This window comes from Gordonia effusa NBRC 100432 (assembly GCF_000241305.1).
GTDB lineage: Bacteria > Actinomycetota > Actinomycetes > Mycobacteriales > Mycobacteriaceae > Gordonia > Gordonia effusa.
Map to the genome: position 1 here is coordinate 18052 of NZ_BAEH01000098.1, position 16829 is coordinate 34880.

Below are 16829 nucleotides of genomic sequence, written 5' to 3' on the forward strand. Positions count from 1 at the left end.
GAAATGAGAGCTGCCGCTCGGCAGGACGGCTTTACGCTACCCGACCGACCGCGTCGACCACACATCCACGTCGCGCCGACGTGCCCGTCGTCACGATGCGGGACGTCAGGGCCGCATTACCGCGCTGACGTTGTCATTGGCACTCGTGAGCGGATCGACCGTAGCCGTCTCGCCGAGGTCTTCGGCGGCATTCTTGAGCATCGTCTCCAACACCGCTTTGCCCATCGACGTTTCCTTCGGCAGCGGAATCGGGTAGTGGCCGTCGAAACATGCGGCACAGAGTTTCGACGACGGCTGCTCGGTTGCCTTGATCATCTCGTCATTGCTGATGTAACCCAGCGAGTCGGCTCCGATTGCCTGCCGCACACCGTCGACCATGCCTTCTTCGGATTCCATTCCGTTGGCGATGAGTTCGGCCGGCGAAGCGAAGTCGATGCCGTAGAAGCAGGGCCAACGCACCGGCGACGAGGCGATGCGCACGTGCACCTCGGCGGCCCCCGCCTCACGCAACATGCGGATCAGCGCTCGCTGCGTATTGCCGCGCACGATCGAATCATCAACCACCACAAGGCGTTTGCCGCGGATGACATCTTTGAGCGGATTCAGCTTGAGCCGGATGCCGAGCTGCCGGATGGTCTGCGACGGCTGAATGAACGTGCGTCCGACGTAGGCATTCTTCATCAGGCCCTGCCCATAGGGAATGCCGGATTCCTGCGCGTAGCCAACTGCCGCTGGCGTTCCTGACTCCGGCACCGGGATGACCAGATCCCCCTCGGCGGGATGTTCGCGCGCGAGGCGACGACCGATGTCGACGCGAGTCGCATGGACACTGCGTCCGTTGATCACGCTGTCCGGACGCGCGAGGTACACATATTCGAAGACACAGCCCTTTGGCGTGGCCTCGGCGAACCGCTTGCTGCGCACACCGTCGGCGTCGATGGCAAGGAGTTCGCCAGGCTCGATATCGCGGACGAAGGAGGCGCCAACGATGTCGAAGGCCGCGGTTTCCGACGCGACCACCCAGCCGCGGTCGAGGCGACCAAGCGACAGCGGACGGACGCCGTGCGGGTCACGGGCGGCGTAAAGCGTGTTTTCGTCCATGAACGTGAGGCAAAACGCGCCCTCGACCGTCGGCAACACTTCCATCGCGGCTTGTTCGATGGTGCGGTCGGCGGCACCGTGCGCAAGCAGCGCGCCAAGAACATCGGAATCCGACGTCGCGCCGGCGGAGCCGGTAAGCCCCAGGTCGCGGGCTCGGCCGGCGAGTTCGGCGGTGTTGACCAAGTTGCCGTTATGCCCGAGTGCGATACCCGAGCCGGCGGCGGTGGTACGAAAGATCGGCTGCGAATTTTCCCAGGTGGTCGACCCGGTGGTCGAGTAGCGGCAGTGCCCAACCGCGACGTGACCGACCATTGCGGCCATTGTCTGCTCGTCGAATACCTGGCTAACTAGACCGAGATCTTTAAAGACGATGACCTGCGAGCCGTCGCCGACCGCGATACCCGCGGCTTCCTGACCGCGATGCTGCAGGGCGTAGAGGCCGTAATAGCTGAGTTTGGCGACATCCTCGCCAGGTGCCCAGACCCCGAAAACACCACATTCCTCGCGGGGTTCATTCTCCGAAACATCGTCGGCCGCAAGGAGATTCGGGCTGGTGATGGACATATCGGCCACAAGAACTCCCGGGGGGTTGGGGCTGGAATCAGGAGGCGCATGGCCTACTCTACCGGCCAGTCCGTGACAACTCCGAATCTCACAACGCGTGTACCGCGCGGTTTACTCCCCGCCGCCGGGCGCTGGCACTCGAATCAGTGGTAAGAAGCCACCGACCTCGCTCGCGCGGAAGCCCGACGACGACACGTCGCCAGCGGCCACCGCCGCATCGAAATCGACGAGTCCGGCTACCAGACGAAGCCAGACCCGCGGCGTCGTTTCCACGACGTTGGGCGGCGTGCCACGGGTATGTCGCGGCCCGGCAATACACTGCACCGCGACGAAAGGCGGCACGCGGACCTCGACAGATGCCCCCGGGGCCAGTTGCGCGAGGGTACGCGCGGACTGCCGGACCGCTGCGGCGATAGTCGGCCGCTGTGGGTCGGGCACATCAGCGTCGACGAGCCAGGGAAGTACATCCAGCACAGCGGCGCGCATCTGGGCGGGATCTACCGATTTCGGACGAGTCACGACGTCCATGTTGCACGATGGAGCAATGGGCGCCGATGTGTCGAAACGCACATTCACCGGAGCTGACCGCGTGCGGTTCCGACGTCAGGTCTCTCGCGGCACCGAAGCAATCGCACGAATGCTGACCGAAGGGCTCTTCACCGATCAGGGGCGCCCACCCGAACCGCTATTGGGAATGGAAGTCGAACTGAATCTGGTCGATGCGGCGATGCAGCCCGCGCTTGCCAATGCCGCTGTCCTCGACACCATCGCCGACCCCGACTTCCAGACCGAATTAGCTCAGTTCAATATCGAGATCAACGTCGCGCCGCGGCCGCTGTCCGGCGACGAGATGGTCGGCCTCGAACAGCAGCTTCGAGCCTCACTGAACTCAGCCGACGCGCGTGCTGCCGCGAAGGACACTCACCTGGTGATGACCGGCATGCTGCCAACCCTTCGGCCCGAGCACCTTACCCACGACGCGATATCGGCAAACCCGCGTTACGGGATACTCAACGAACAGATCTTCGCCGCCCGCGGCGAAGACATCACCATCGAAATCGCCGGGGTCGAATTGCCGTCGGCGCACCAACTCGAGCAGTTACACCTGACCTGCGACACGATCGTCCCCGAAGCCGCGTGCACGTCACTTCAATTGCACCTGCGGCTGGCGCCGGAAGACTTTGCCGCACACTGGAATGCAGCGCAGGCAATCGCCGGAGTGCAGGTGGGTATCGCGGGCAATTCCCCGTTCTTCGCCGGAACGGCTCTGTGGCACGAGAGCCGCATCCCCGTCTTCGAACAGGCAACCGACACCCGGCCATTGGAGTTGAAGAATCAGGGGGTACGCCCACGAGTCTGGTTCGGCGAGCGCTGGATAACCACCATCTTCGATCTATTCGAGGAGAACACCCGGTATTTCCCCGCGTTGCTGCCCGTATGCTCCGACGACGACCCGCTCGACATACTCGACTCCGGTCAGATTCCGCTCCTCGACGAGCTGCGTTTGCACAATGGAACGGTCTACCGCTGGAATCGCCCCGTCTACGACGTAGTCGACGGTCAGGCACATCTTCGGGTGGAGAATCGGGTGCTGCCGGCCGGACCCACGGTCATCGACACAATGGCCAACGCCGCGTTCTACTACGGACTGCTGCGGGGGCTCGTCGACCAGGAGCGTCCAGTGTGGTCGCAGATGTCCTTCGACGCCGCAGCCGAGAACTTACACGCCGGAGCACGGGAAGGCTTTGCGGCACAACTCTATTGGCCAAAGGTGGGATGGGTACGGCCGGACGAGCTCACGTTGCGAAAGCTTCTCCCCATCGCCGATGCGGGTTTGACGGCGTTCGGCGTTTCGCGCAAAGCGCGGTCGAGGTACCTGTCGGTGATCGAAGGACGTTGCCAGTCGCGGCAGTCGGGTTCGGAATGGCAACGACGCGCGGTTGCCGCGCGCGAGGCCGCTGGCGATGATCGCGACGTCGCTCTCGCCGGCATGCTCGCCGACTATGTCACCTTGATGCACGAGGGCGAGCCGGCGCATACCTGGCCGCTATAACAGGCTCAATAGCCTGAAGCAGACCGGCCGGTCGAGCCGATCAGCTGCTCCGTCGGTCGAGCCGATCAGCCATCTCCGCCGGTCGAGCAGGCCAGTCCACATCCGGTCGAGTAGGTCAGTCATCTCCGCCAGCGAGCAGGCCAGCCCACATCCGGTCGAGCAGGCCGCCCATCTCCGCCGGTCGAGCAGGCCAGCCCACGCCAACCGAATCAGCCACCCCCTCCGCCGGTCGAGTAGGTCAAACGAGCTTGCGAGTTTGACCGTATCGAGACCACCGCCGGCTAACAGACCAACCCAAAGTCCACTCCGCCAACCAAAGCCGGAAATTCCCGTCCCCTTCAGCACAACCAAAGGGCAATATGCCCTCGAAACCCTCTGAGGGGGACGATATTTCACGCGACTCTCACTCGTCCGATAACTACGGAGCCTTCCGACGGATGTAGCTGTCGGACGTGACCACAGCGGTGGGAAGAATCAGAAGGCGAACGAATGCCGGAGTACCACCGACGACCCCCGGTTCTAGCCTCCCGATACCAGTCCCCGACCACTCACCAACGGAAGATCAAGCGCAGTAACCAATCCCGGCTCCGCCGCCACCACGGCCCCGACCGCATTGACCAGCCGCTGGGCAGTGACGATCATGCCCGAGACGTTGTGATCCCCATTTTCGCCGTGGTGCGTGAACTCCACCTCCATTGCCGGCTCACCGGTAATGGCGATCCGATAACAACCGTCTCCCTTGGCCGGCTTCGGCCAATCGGGTCGCTGGTCGGGATGCGTACGGGTGTAGTGCTCCAACACGATTCGATCGACGCCGCCGACCTGCCCGACCACCTCGAAGCGCAAGGCCGCCATCGTGCCAGCCGGAATTTCGACAGATACCGTCGAATAACCCTGTTCCGCCACAACACGTTCCACTCGCTCGACGAGCGGTTCGTCAAGTGTCACACCAAGACCCGCGGCGAGCTGCCGCACAACACTTCCCCAAGCGAGAGACAGTACTCCGGGATTAAGTAGCATCGGCGTGCTGTCCATCGGCTGACCGAAGCCGAAAATCTGCTTCATCACAACTGGCTGATAGTAGGTCGAGTAGTCCGCGATCTCCTGACACCGCACCTCATCGATGCGCTGCGACAGGCTCGTCATCGCAAGCGGCAGAACATCATTGGCAAATCCGGGGTCGATTCCATTGACATGCAGACTCGCGCCGCCCGACTTTCCGGCCGTCACGACGCGTTCGACCATCGGATCGGGAATGACGCCCATCGGAAATTGAAGGACCACCGGCCCGCTCGAGACGACGTTGATCCCCGCCTCAAGAAACGACACCAGGTCGTCGATCGCCTCCATGATCCGATCGTCGGTCATAGCCGTATGGACGATGGCATCCGGCTTTAGCGCGAACAGTGCCTCACGATCATTGGTGGCAGCGACGCCAAGTTCGCGGCCGAGGTCGGCCAAGTCGCCTGCATCGCGACCGACTTTCGCCGGGTCAGACACCCACACTCCGACCAGCTCCAGGTCCGGATGCGCATCTATTCCGGCAATCGCGTGGCGCCCAACTGTTCCCGTCGACCATTCGACAATCCGTAGAGTCATACTCCGACCCTAGTTCACCGAAGTAGAACACGTTTCAGTTTGCTAGGATCCACTGCTTCGTCGGCGGAATAACAGCGAGCACGAGAGTTGCGATCGGGAAGATCAGCACGCAGAACGATCCGACAAATCCGCCTGCCAAAGTCGGCGTCGCCTCGTCCCCTACGCCGAGTGAATCAACCACAGAGTTAACGATCGCCATGGAGATGAGGTTGAGAACCAGAGTAAGAACCGCCAGTACCCCGCAGGCAGCGGCGACCAGGGTTCGACCAATGAGACGGTGTCGGAGGATCTGTATTCCCCCAACGGTCAACAACACGCCCACCAGAACGGCCATGACTACTTGTCCGACCGCCACGACGGTCATCTTGCCGTCATAGAAGTGGATCATCTCCTCGCTCGCAGCCAGATACACGCCCGTGCCCACGAGCACCAGCATGTGAACTACGCCGAGAAAGGACAGGACCGCAGCCGTGATAGCCGTGCCGCCCGACGGTCTCGGCTGCGGGTACGGGTACGGATAGCCCGGTTGACCATACTGGGCGCCGTAGGCAGAGTAGTCGGGCTGCCCGGCATACTGGGGCTGGCCATACTGAGGTTGACCGTACGGCTGGCCATACTGAGGTTGCTGGCCATACTGCGGCTGCTGTTGGCCATAGGGGTCGTAGGTCATGAGTTCTCCGATGTGCGACTTTGGTGTTCCACCCCGAGCGGAATTCGGCGTTTTCCCACCACACAGTACTCGAACCGGACAACTGTCGGGCGATAGCCACCGTTGGTCGCTAGCCTATGCGGATGGTCCTCGAACATGTAGTTCTGCCCGTTCGCCCCGGAATGGAACCGGATTTCGAGATCGCATTCCAGGAAGCGAAGGGGATCATTTCCGCTATCCCAGGATTTCTCTCACTACGCCTCTTGCGCGGGATTGAGAATGACTCGCATTATTTACTACTGGTCGAGTGGAAGTCGTTGGAAGCGCACACAATTGACTTCCGGCAGTCAGCCGACTACACGCGCTGGAGCAAACTTTTGCATCATTTCTACGACCCATTCCCCAACGTCGAACATTTCACCAGCGTTGACCAGGTGCGGGCCGGTTGAATCTCAAACCCTCAGCGCAGTAAACGGATACACGGGAATGTTGCGAATGACAAACCAGATTCCAACTACCACCAGCAGGATCATCGCCATCCAGCGATGATGCTGCCAACTTCGCACTCGCCGCCCCCGCCAGAGCCCTAGGCAGTAGGCCCCAAATGCCCAGAGCAACAACGCGATACACAAGACGCCCACCGCATTGAAATGCACAGCGGCCACAACGTCGCCGTGCATGAGCGAATAAATAGCCCGAAGCGATCCACATCCTGGGCAGTTGATGCCGAATAACAGTTTGGTCGGACAGATCGGCGACGGTCCCCCCGGCGTCGTGGGATCCGCAAGCCAGATGCCGACGCAGGCCGTCGAGGCCAATCCGATAACAGTCGCCGGCCCCGCGACCCGGTGGTGACTGATCTTCCCCACGACGCCCAAAACCCGGTCGGTAACGGGCACCGACCGGGTCTTAGATGAATCAGCTTGAGTCAGCACGATTCTCAGTAACTTGGGTACGTGTACGTGTACGACGGCGGTGTGTAGTCCGGCGTCGTCGAGGCGACACTGAATACAAAGATGAACAGCACTATGTAGAAGATGATCGCGACGACATAGATAATCACCGACGAGATCGCACCCCACATCGCCCACTTCTTGGCTTCGTCGGCCGCCCGCTGGGCCCCGGCGTAGTCGCCCGTGGCCCACAACTTACTCACCGACGTCGACTTCACAATCGCCACAATTCCCAGCGGCAAGCAACACAACACCGTGCACAGAATTGCCCACACCAAGTTGTTATCCGGTTCCGGCCCCGGAGGCGGGCCGTACGCACCGTATTGTGGTGCGCCATAAGGTTGTTGGCCGTATGGCGGGTGCTGACCGTACGGCTGTTGACCGTATGGGTCGTTCGGGTAGCTCACAATGACTGCCTCAGTATGTCGTCGATGTGGATACCGCGGCGACGCCGATAATCACATAGAAAATGATGAGCAGCACAATGCTCACGGCTCCGGCGATCGCACCCCACATCGCCCACTTTTTCGCTTCGTCGGCTGCGGCTTGAGCGCCAGCATAGTCGCCCGTGGCCCACAACTTACTCACCGACGTCGACTTCACAATCGCCACAATTCCCAGCGGCAAGCAACACAACACCGTGCACAGAATTGCCCACACCAGATTGTTGTCCGGTTCCGGACCGGGAGGAGTGCCGTATTGCGGTGCGGCACCATAAGGCTGGGCCGGCTGACCATACTGCGGCTGCTGACCGTATTGGGGCTGCTGACCATACTGCGGCTGCTGACCATATTGGGGCTGCTGACCATACTGCGGCTGCTGGCCACCCTGTGGCTGCTGACCTTGCGGATCGTTGTTATCGCCTGGGGTGCCATACGGGCTCGTCATCGAAGAGTCCTGTCCAATTAGGTGGTACGGAAATAGATTGTGCGATGTCTCTACACCTCAATACACACGAGGTGAGTGCACTGAGCCTACTAAACAACATTGCCATTTGGCGAGCACTCGCCAATAGGCTGTCCATTCATCGAATGACTAATGCCCTTTGCTAACGATTATCATGCGAGTCCGCTATTTCTGACCGCGGAAACCACTAGCCAAACAGTGCCGGCAATGTCGCCTCGAAGGTTGTGCGCAACTCTTCGAGCGGAAGGTCGAAATGGTCCTGAACACTGACCGAATCGCTGCCCTGGTCCACGACGCCGATGCGCGTCCACGGCATACCGCGAGCGTCGAGCATCGCGGAAAAACGCGACTCCTCGGTCCGCGGCACCGCGACCAGAACCCGGCCGGCCGACTCGGAGAACAGCGTGACGAATGGATCTGCGCCTTCGGGAAGGATTATGCGGCAACCTGTTTCGCCGGCGAGCGCAGCCTCGATGACGGATTGGATCAGACCACCCTCGGATAGGTCGTGTGCTGCCGAGATCAGACCGTCACGTGACGACGCGACCAGAATCTCACCGAGCAACTGCTCATGCGCCAGATCGACCACCGGGGGCACGCCGCCGAGGTGATCGTGCACAACCTGCGACCAAATCGAACCGTCGAACTCATCTCGAGTCTCACCCAGCAGAATCAGCGTCTCGCCGGGTTCGGTGCCAATACCGGTCGGGATCCGACGTCGCACGTCGTCGATGACGCCGAGTACACCGACCACCGGTGTCGGCAAGATCGGTGTCGAGCCGGTCTGGTTGTAGAAACTCACGTTGCCGCCGGTGACTGGAATGCCAAGTTGCACACAGCCATCGGCGAGTCCGCGAACGGCCTGCTGGAACTGCCACATCACCGCGGGGTCCTCCGGCGAGCCGAAGTTCAGGCAGTTGGTGACCGCCGCCGGCGTCGCCCCGGAGACCACGACGTTGCGATAGGCCTCAGCCAACGCCAATTGCGCTCCGCGATACGGATCGAGGAAGGTGTAGCGGCCCGACGCGTCGGTCGCCAGCGAAATGCCGCGACCGGTCTCCTCGTCGATGCGGATCATGCCCGAGTCGGCATTCTCGGCGAGAACGGTATTGCCGCGCACGTAGCGGTCGTACTGCTCGGTGATGAACTTGCGGCTGCACAACGCGGGTGAGGCCAGCAGCTTCAGCGTCGTCTCACGCAGTTCCGCGGCCGACCTCGGGCGTTGCAGACCAGCGGTGGTCGAGGCGACGACGTCGTCCTGCGATGCCGGTCGCTGAACCGGTCGCTCGTAGACCGGGCCTTGATGCGCGACCGTGCGCGGTGGCACATCAACGACGGTCTGTCCGTGCCAATCGATGACGAGGCGCTCACCGTCGGTGACCTCACCGATCACCGTGGCCAGCACGTCCCACTTGCGGCAGACCTCCATGAAACGGTCAACGTTCTCCGGTGCGACGACTGCGCACATGCGTTCCTGCGACTCACTCGACAGCACCTCGGCCGGGGTCATACCTTCGGCGCGCATCGGCACTTGTTCGAGATCGATGTGCATGCCGCCATCACCGGCTGCGGCCAATTCCGAAGTGGCGCAAGACAATCCGGCGCCACCGAGATCCTGAATGCCGACCACGATGCCCGCCCGGTACAGGTCGAGACAGCACTCGATGAGCACCTTCTCGGTGAACGGGTCTCCTACCTGGACACTCGGCAGCTTCTTACGGTTGGGGCCCGATTCACCCGCATCATCGAAGGTCTCCGACGCCAGCACCGACACGCCACCGATGCCGTCGAGTCCGGTACGCGCACCGAACAAGATGATCTTGTTACCCGATCCCGACGCGAACGCCAGTTTGAGGTCTTCGGTGCGCAGCACACCGGCACACAGGGCGTTGACGAGCGGGTTGCCCTGATAACTGGCGTCGAAGACGGTCTCGCCGCCAACATTGGGCAGGCCGAGGGAGTTGCCGTAGCCGCCGACGCCCCGCACCACGCCGTCCACGACGCGACGGGTGTCGGGGTGATCCGCCGCACCGAAACGCAACTGGTCCATGACCGCGATCGGGCGCGCACCCATCGCCATGATGTCGCGGACGATGCCTCCGACACCGGTCGCCGCGCCCTGGTAGGGCTCCACGTACGAGGGGTGATTATGCGACTCGACCTTGAAGGTGACCGCCCAGCCATCACCGATGTCGACCACGCCGGCGTTCTCGCCGATGCCCGCAAGCATGCGCGAACGCATCTCGTCGGTGGTGGTCTCCCCGAAATACTTCAGGTGCACCTTCGAGGACTTGTAGCTGCAATGTTCGGACCACATGATCGAGTACATCGCCAGCTCGGCGTCAGTTGGCCGACGACCAAGGATCTCGCGGATGCGGGCGTACTCGTCGTCCTTGAGACCGAGTTCGCGGTAGGGCTGGGGCTGATCTGCGGAGGCCGCAGCGTCGGACACGGTGTCGGGGTGTGCGCTCACTTGTCTAAGTCTAGGTGACGCCGCACAATCGGCTCGCTTCGTGCCGACGGAGTCGCTGGAACTGTCCCCCTGGCTGGCGCAGGCGCTATAAGAGCGCCTGCTCTCGTCCTGGGGACATTTCCAGCAGGGACCTACCGCACGACGATCGTTCCGCTGCATGTCGTCGCGGGCACTGACCACAGCGCATTGCGATTGACCGAGCTCAGCGTGGCACTGACCCGGCCGGTGCCGATCTGCGACGTCGGGAATGAAATCTGATGGGTGCCGACATAGGGCGGCGACACCCGGCGGTCGGACCGCAGGCTCAGGCGTTTGCCTGTCCGAAGATTCCGCAGGTCGAGACGCACAGCGGACTGATAGCCCCACAGACTGCTGAACTCGGTAGTCAGGTAGGTCTTTCCGGCATAGTCGGCGACAATGACGCGAGTCGGGTTGTACGGAAGATCAACGACGTTGGGGCTCAAGCCGATACAGCTCGATAAAGGATAAGCCGCGCTCGCTGCCACCGCTTGTCCACTTCCACCGACCAAGGTGGCGCCGATTGCGCCGGCGGCGGCAAGTGCAGCGGCACCGACCTTGATTCGCGAACGTGAGTGGCTCATTCGTGTGGCTCCATCTGGTGTATTGGACAGGTTCCCATAGGAATGTCGATCAGAACAGTCACGACGTTAGCGAAAGCAACCGGCCTACACTCCCTCCCTCCGGAAAATCGTCCGAATAAGGGTCCACCAAGGGCAGAATGCCCTCGGTGGACGACTATTCGGACGATTTTCGCGGGACCGGGGTCACGGGCCGGGGCGAGGCGGGATCAGCCGGGATCGACCGACGCCGCGCGGATCGTCTCGATGATCGTTTCCGCCAGTTCGGGTCGGCACACGATGAGGTCGGGCAGATAGGTGTCGGACTGGTTGTAGACCAGCGGTGAACCGTCAATTCTGCTGCACCACAGTCCTTTTGCTTGCGCGACGGCAACCGGGGCGGCCGAATCCCACTCATACTGGCCGCCCGCGTGTACATAGGCGTCAGCTTCGCCGCGCACAACCGCGATCGCCTTGGCACCAGCCGATCCCATCGACAACACATCGCCACCGAGCGCGTCGGCGACCGCCTGCGCGAATGCCGGCGGACGCGAACCACTCACCACGACGCGTGGGCGCTCATCGCTACGCGGCGGCGCCAATCCGACGGTTGGCGCGACCACTTCGTCGTTGTCGGAGTAGGTCACCCCCAACGCGGGCAACGCCACCGCGCCGACAAGCAGACCTGAGTCCGCGCCCCACAACGCCACATGCACTGCCCAGTCGGTGCGCGCACCATTCGGCCCCTCGAGAGTTCCGTATTCACGCGTCCCGTCGACCGGATCGACGATCCACACCCGCGCCGCGTCCAATCGACTGCGATCATCGGCCGATTCCTCCGACAACACCGAATCGTTCGGTCGAGCCGCGGCCAATTCTTCCTGCAGAAAATCGTCGGCGCGCCGGTCCCCGACGTCGCCTAGCTCCTTGCCACTCAAACGGCTGCTCGCGCGCACCTCAACCAGCAGTTCGCCGGCTCGGGTGGCCAGATCAACGGCAAGTCGACGGTCGGCGGTCGTCGAATCAGTCATACGATTCGTCCTCTCTAGAGTCCCAAGTTCCGCAAGATGGCATCGGCAACCTCGGCCGGCGTCCCATCGGCCGGCGTTACAACAGCTTCCGGTGTCAGTGGCCGCTCATACGGCGAGTCGATTCCAGTGAACTGAGCTATTTCACCCCGACGAGCCTTGGCGTACAAACCTTTTGGATCACGCCGCTCGCATTCCGCAAGTGGCGTGTCGACGAAGATTTCGTAGAATGGCAACCCGCGTTCGGCATGGATCTCTCGGGCGCGTTGGCGTTCGGCGGCGAACGGACTGATCAGCGACACGATGGCGATCGCACCGGAGTCGGCGAACAACGACGCCACTTCGCTTGTCCGCCTGATATTTTCACGACGGTCATCGTCGCCGAAGCCGAGGTCGGAGTTGAGCCCGTGACGCAGATTATCGCCATCCATGAGATACGACGGCCGACCTTCGGCGACCAACCTTCGTTCAAGTTCGACGGCCAGCGCCGACTTCCCCGACCCGGACAATCCGGTAAGCCAGAGTGTCGCGCCGCGATGCGGACGTTGTTCGCGGCCAACTTTGGTGGTCTGCCACACGACGTTTGAGCTTGCCTGGACCGGCCCGTTGATCATGCCAGCACCAACAGTCTTATTGGTCGACTCGTCGATCAGGATAAAGCTGCCGGTCTCGCGGTTCGTTCGGTACGGATCAAACATCACCGGATGCTGCGTATGGAGACTAATCCGACCAATTTCGTTGAGCTGCAACTGATCTGCCTGCGAGTCGCGATGCAGAGAGTTGACGTCGAGCCGATAGTTGAAGCCAGACACCGTCGCTCGGGTCGTCCGCGTTCCGGTGGCCAGGACATAGCGCGCGTCCGGTCGTAGCTGCGAGTCTTCGGAAAACCAGCACACCAGGGCATCGAGATCCCGGCCGACATGCGGCCGGTTATGCGGACGGGCGATCATGTCGCCGCGCACGATATCGATCTCATCGGCGAGTTCGACCGCAACTGCCATCGACGCGAACGCCTCGTCGACCTTGGCTCCCCCCGGTCCCCAGATCGCGCTAATCGTGGTGCTGAAACCGCTTGGCAGCACAACGATTTCGTCGCCGACCGAGAACACACCGCCGGCGACCGTGCCCGCGTACGAGCGGTGGTCATTGCCATCGCTGCGCTGCGGCCGGATCACATACTGCACCGGCAGCCGAGCGTCGATCAGATTTCGATCGGATGCGATGTAGACATTCTCAAGGTGACTCAGTAGCGGACGGCCCTCGTACCACGGCATATTCGACGACGGGTCGACCACATTGTCGCCGGCCAACGCGGAAATCGGAATGAAGGTCAGATCGGTCACGTTGAGTTTCGCCGCGAACGCCACGAACTCCTCGCGGATCTCGGTGAACCGCTCGAGCGACCAGTCCACCAGATCCATCTTGTTGATACAGATACATAAATGCGGAATGCCAAGCAGCGACGACAGAAACGCGTGTCGCCGAGTCTGTTCCAACACACCTTTGCGGGCATCGATCAGAATGATCGCGAGATCCGCGGTCGATGCCCCGGTGACCATATTGCGGGTGTACTGCACATGGCCCGGAGTGTCGGCGATGATGAACTTGCGGCTCGGCGTCGAAAAGTACCGGTACGCAACGTCAATCGTGATGCCCTGCTCACGCTCGGCACGCAAACCGTCGGTCAGCAACGCGAGATTCGCAAATTCGTCCCCACGCTCAGCGCTGGTCTTCTCGATGGATTCGAGCTGATCGGTGAAGATCGCCTTCGAGTCGTACAGCAGACGTCCGATCAGCGTCGACTTACCGTCGTCAACAGAGCCGGCCGTAGCCAGACGTAGTAGTTCGGTACTCATGGTTAGTGCTGTCCTGTCTGATGGGCCCGCTCTCGCTCCGAGCCTCCTTCGTCGATTCTCACTCGGCGACCCATCAGAAGTACCCCTCCTTCTTCCGGTCTTCCATCCCCGCCTCCGAGATCCGATCGTCGGCGCGCGTGGCGCCGCGTTCGGTCACGCGAGTCACCTCAATCTCTTCGATGACTTTCTCCACGGTGTCCGCGTCGCTGAGGACGCAACCGGTGCAGGTGGCATCGCCGACGGTGCGGAACCGGACCAGTCGCGATTCCACCGTCTCGCCCGAAATCATCTCCAGGAAGCGGGTTTTCGCGAGCAACATACCGTCGCGCGTCACAACGTCGCGCTCGTGGGCGTAATAGATCGACGGCAGCGCGATGGCTTCGCGCGCGATGTACTGCCAGATGTCGAGCTCAGTCCAGTTCGACAGCGGGAACACTCGAATGTGCTCGCCTTTGTGATGACGACCGTTGTACAGATGCCAGAGTTCTGGCCGTTGACCACGCGGGTCCCAGGCCCCAAACTCGTCGCGGAAACTGAAGATGCGCTCCTTGGCGCGAGCCTTCTCTTCGTCGCGACGGGCCCCGCCGAAGACGGCGTCGAACCCATTCTCGGTGATGCCACGCAGCAGCGCGGCAGTCTGGAGCCGATTGCGGCTCGCGCCGGGGCCGGTCTGCTCGACAACCCGGCCAGCATCGATGTCATCCTGCACCGAGCTCACGACGAGTCGCACACCTGTCTCCGCGACGACCCGATCGCGATACTCGATGACCTCGTCGAAGTTGTGGCCAGTGTCGACATGCATCAACGGAAACGGAACGGGCGCCGGCCAGAAGGCTTTACGCGCGATGTGGAACATGACGACCGAATCCTTGCCGCCGGAGAACAACATCCCGGGCCGCTCGAATGTGGCGGCAACCTCCCGGAAAATATGAACCGCCTCAGCTTCGAGCGCGTCGAGATGCGACAACTCGTACCCCGGTGAACTTTCGGTTTCGGCGACTTCCACCGGTGCTCCTCGAATAGCTAATCAGTACTTGACATGTCGAATACTCGACACTCTATATTGAGTATGTGACACAGACCGTAAGCGACGACGCCAAGTCTCGTCAACCGTCACCACCGACCGAGCGCGCGATCCGCGTCATCGAGCTGCTGGCCGATCGATCCATCGCCCCCATGACGCTTGCTGACATTGTCCGCCGTACCGGGCAATCTCGTGCGACAGCACACGCAATAGTCAGCGAATTGATAGCTCAACGGTGGGCGGTGCGCGATCGCGTGACCGGAGCCATCGACATTGGGCCGGGATTCACTTCCCTCGCCGCAAGCGTGAGCCCGCCCGACCCCGTTATCGAACTCGCTCGGCCAAGAACGACCGCGCTCCATAACTCCCTCGGCATTCCGTGTTTTGTCGCGCGCCGCAGCAGTCCAGACACGATCAGTGTCGCCATCGCGACATGGAGCACAGACGCACCAGCCGATTCACGGGCAACCGAATTGCCTTGGCTCACCGGCGATCGCCCCATCCGCCTGCGACCGCCTATCTCTCGCGAGTTCTTCGCGTGGGCGACTCCGGCCGAACAAGACGCGTGGATCTCGCGCGCACCGGCGGCGTTGCGAACTCGACTGCGCCTGGCGCTGGCCGCGGTGGCCGAGCGCGGCTACTCCATCGAGCGAATGAGCGATGATTACGTCGCTTTGATGGACGCGCTGAATTCCCTTGGCACAGCATCGGACTCGTTGCGCTCCCGGATGAGCGACATACTCACCGAACTAACCACTATCGACTATCTAGCCGACGAACTCCACGGCGAAGTACCGGTTATCACCATCGGTGCACCCATCTTCGATGACGACGGCTCGGTCATCGCGGCCCTCGTCGCGTGCCCAAATGCCACCATGGCCACGTCCGCGGTAGTCGACGTCGGACGCACGGTTCGCGAGGCCGCCGACGAGGTGACAGCCGCATACCGCGGCCTCGATCACCGAAGGGAGTCACGATGACCGACCCAGCACTCCCCCGACGGCTCGTCAACATCGGCGCAGCCGTGGAGGCGAAACCCGAGCCGGCGGGAGTCCTCTGGAAACTCGACGCCGTCGGTCGCGGGCTTGACTCCAATATCGTCGCCCTTCGGCCCGAACAGCGCATCGAGCGACATGTCGGCGCAGAGGTCGACGTTCTGCTGCACGTTCTTTCGGGAGATGGCTCGCTGGGTACCGCCAGCGACACAATCACCCTGTCGGCTGGCGACCTCATCTGGCTACCGCGACATTCCGAGCGCGCGTTCATCGCTGGCCCCGGCGGGCTGATCTACCTCACCGTTCATCAGCACCGCGAATCATTGGTGGTCAGACCATTCCGTGCGGATCGGGGCACGAACGGTGAAGTACTTTGAATTGGTAACGATGGCCGCGGGCGAGACTTCACGAGGTCACCCGACGTTTCGCGCCGCCGACTCAGGAGGATCATGACCGACGCGCAGGGAATCAGAAGGGCGATCGTCATCCACGGCTACCTGGGTAATTCTCAGAAGCATTGGTTCGGGTCACTTACCTCTGAACTCGAAGACGCGGGTGTCGCCGCGCGGGCGATCGACCTGCCCAACCCGACGCAGCCGCGGTTGGACCAGTGGCTTAACCACCTCGACGGCGAGATAGGGATACCCGACCCCGGACTACTACTCATCACACACAGTCTGGGGTGTCTGACCACCACGGCATATCTTCGACAGCTCGCGTCACCATTCACACTTGGCGGACTCGTGGCAGTCGCGCCGTTTTACGAGGCCTTGCCGACACTTCCCGAACTGGACGGCTTCATCTCCGATGTCGATGATCCCGCGGGAGGGCTGCGCCAGATCAGTCCTAACATATTGCGGCGCATCATAATTCGATCAGATGACGACCCATATGTCCCGCCAGCGCACTCGGACCGATATGCACGGGGTCTCGATGCGTCGGTGGTGATCGATCCGCACGCGGAGCACTTCTTCGAGGCCACGTATCCGAGTATCTCCGCAGCGGCGAAGGCGATGCTTGGCACGTCGCCGACGACACCGGGGGTGTAGG

17 protein-coding genes are annotated in these 16829 nt (G+C 62.0%); 5 read left to right on the plus strand and 12 right to left on the minus strand.

The window, feature by feature from the left end:
• Nucleotides 1–105: 105 nt before the first annotated feature.
• A complete protein-coding gene (gene purF, locus GOEFS_RS17550; RefSeq protein ID WP_085949537.1) occupies nucleotides 106–1665 on the minus strand; it encodes an amidophosphoribosyltransferase in 1560 nt (519 codons plus the stop codon).
• Between the two features lie 111 nt (nucleotides 1666–1776).
• Nucleotides 1777–2193: a sterol carrier family protein gene (locus GOEFS_RS17555; RefSeq protein ID WP_040525426.1), complete on the minus strand. Its 417-nt coding sequence runs from the start codon at nucleotides 2191–2193 to the stop codon at nucleotides 1777–1779.
• Nucleotides 2194–2209: 16 nt separating this feature from the next.
• Here GOEFS_RS17555 and GOEFS_RS17560 point away from each other — a divergent pair, with 16 nt between their 5' ends.
• Nucleotides 2210–3718 carry a glutamate-cysteine ligase family protein gene (locus GOEFS_RS17560; RefSeq protein WP_007319289.1) on the plus strand — a complete coding sequence of 503 codons (1509 nt, stop codon included), beginning with the start codon at nucleotides 2210–2212 and terminating at the stop codon, nucleotides 3716–3718.
• A gap of 519 nt (nucleotides 3719–4237) precedes the next feature.
• On the opposite strand, the gene GOEFS_RS17570 is transcribed toward GOEFS_RS17560, so the two are convergent.
• Both GOEFS_RS17570 and GOEFS_RS17575 read right to left on the minus strand, forming a co-directional pair.
• Entirely contained in the window at nucleotides 4238–5317 is a 1080-nt protein-coding gene (locus GOEFS_RS17570) for an NAD(P)H-dependent amine dehydrogenase family protein (RefSeq protein ID WP_007319290.1), read from the minus strand.
• Between the two features lie 34 nt (nucleotides 5318–5351).
• Nucleotides 5352–5987: a hypothetical protein gene (locus GOEFS_RS17575; RefSeq protein WP_007319291.1), complete on the minus strand. Its 636-nt coding sequence runs from the start codon at nucleotides 5985–5987 to the stop codon at nucleotides 5352–5354.
• 122 nt (nucleotides 5988–6109) lie between these two features.
• Here GOEFS_RS17575 and GOEFS_RS17580 point away from each other — a divergent pair, with 122 nt between their 5' ends.
• Nucleotides 6110–6415 carry an antibiotic biosynthesis monooxygenase family protein gene (locus GOEFS_RS17580; RefSeq protein ID WP_040525428.1) on the plus strand — a complete coding sequence of 102 codons (306 nt, stop codon included), beginning with the start codon at nucleotides 6110–6112 and terminating at the stop codon, nucleotides 6413–6415.
• Between the two features lie 3 nt (nucleotides 6416–6418).
• Here GOEFS_RS17580 and GOEFS_RS17585 read toward each other — a convergent pair whose 3' ends face one another.
• The 8 genes from GOEFS_RS17585 to cysD all read right to left on the minus strand — a co-directional run bounded on the left by GOEFS_RS17585 (nucleotide 6419) and on the right by cysD (nucleotide 14766).
• Entirely contained in the window at nucleotides 6419–6901 is a 483-nt protein-coding gene (locus tag GOEFS_RS17585) for a DUF2752 domain-containing protein (protein WP_007319293.1), read from the minus strand.
• A gap of 5 nt (nucleotides 6902–6906) precedes the next feature.
• The gene (locus GOEFS_RS17590; protein ID WP_007319294.1) at nucleotides 6907–7326 is read right to left on the minus strand and encodes a CD225/dispanin family protein; all 420 of its coding nucleotides are present in this window, start codon (nucleotides 7324–7326) and stop codon (nucleotides 6907–6909) included.
• Nucleotides 7327–7336: 10 nt separating this feature from the next.
• Complete coding sequence (locus GOEFS_RS17595; RefSeq protein ID WP_040525430.1) at nucleotides 7337–7807, minus strand: CD225/dispanin family protein; 471 nt, start codon at nucleotides 7805–7807, stop codon at nucleotides 7337–7339.
• Nucleotides 7808–8012: 205 nt separating this feature from the next.
• Nucleotides 8013–10298 (minus strand): phosphoribosylformylglycinamidine synthase subunit PurL, encoded by a 2286-nt coding sequence (gene purL / locus GOEFS_RS17600; protein ID WP_007319297.1) that lies wholly within the window; start codon nucleotides 10296–10298, stop codon nucleotides 8013–8015.
• Between the two features lie 131 nt (nucleotides 10299–10429).
• The gene (locus GOEFS_RS17605; protein ID WP_007319298.1) at nucleotides 10430–10900 is read right to left on the minus strand and encodes a hypothetical protein; all 471 of its coding nucleotides are present in this window, start codon (nucleotides 10898–10900) and stop codon (nucleotides 10430–10432) included.
• 206 nt (nucleotides 10901–11106) lie between these two features.
• A complete protein-coding gene (locus GOEFS_RS17610) occupies nucleotides 11107–11907 on the minus strand; it encodes a 3'(2'),5'-bisphosphate nucleotidase CysQ (protein ID WP_007319299.1) in 801 nt (266 codons plus the stop codon).
• Nucleotides 11908–11921: 14 nt separating this feature from the next.
• Nucleotides 11922–13760: an adenylyl-sulfate kinase gene (gene cysC, locus GOEFS_RS17615; protein WP_007319300.1), complete on the minus strand. Its 1839-nt coding sequence runs from the start codon at nucleotides 13758–13760 to the stop codon at nucleotides 11922–11924.
• A 73-nt stretch (nucleotides 13761–13833) separates the two neighbouring features.
• Nucleotides 13834–14766, minus strand: coding sequence for a sulfate adenylyltransferase subunit CysD (cysD, locus tag GOEFS_RS17620; protein ID WP_007319301.1), 933 nt, complete (start codon nucleotides 14764–14766; stop codon nucleotides 13834–13836).
• A 65-nt stretch (nucleotides 14767–14831) separates the two neighbouring features.
• On the opposite strand from cysD, the gene GOEFS_RS17625 reads away from it, so the two are divergent.
• The 3 genes from GOEFS_RS17625 to GOEFS_RS17635 all read left to right on the plus strand — a co-directional run bounded on the left by GOEFS_RS17625 (nucleotide 14832) and on the right by GOEFS_RS17635 (nucleotide 16828).
• Nucleotides 14832–15764: an IclR family transcriptional regulator gene (locus GOEFS_RS17625; protein ID WP_007319302.1), complete on the plus strand. Its 933-nt coding sequence runs from the start codon at nucleotides 14832–14834 to the stop codon at nucleotides 15762–15764.
• Nucleotides 15761–16156, plus strand: coding sequence for a cupin domain-containing protein (locus GOEFS_RS17630; RefSeq protein ID WP_007319303.1), 396 nt, complete (start codon nucleotides 15761–15763; stop codon nucleotides 16154–16156). Before GOEFS_RS17625 ends, GOEFS_RS17630 begins: the two co-directional genes overlap by 4 nt.
• Before the next feature lie 72 nt (nucleotides 16157–16228).
• Entirely contained in the window at nucleotides 16229–16828 is a 600-nt protein-coding gene (locus GOEFS_RS17635) for an RBBP9/YdeN family alpha/beta hydrolase (protein WP_007319304.1), read from the plus strand.
• Nucleotide 16829: the final 1 nt, after the last annotated feature.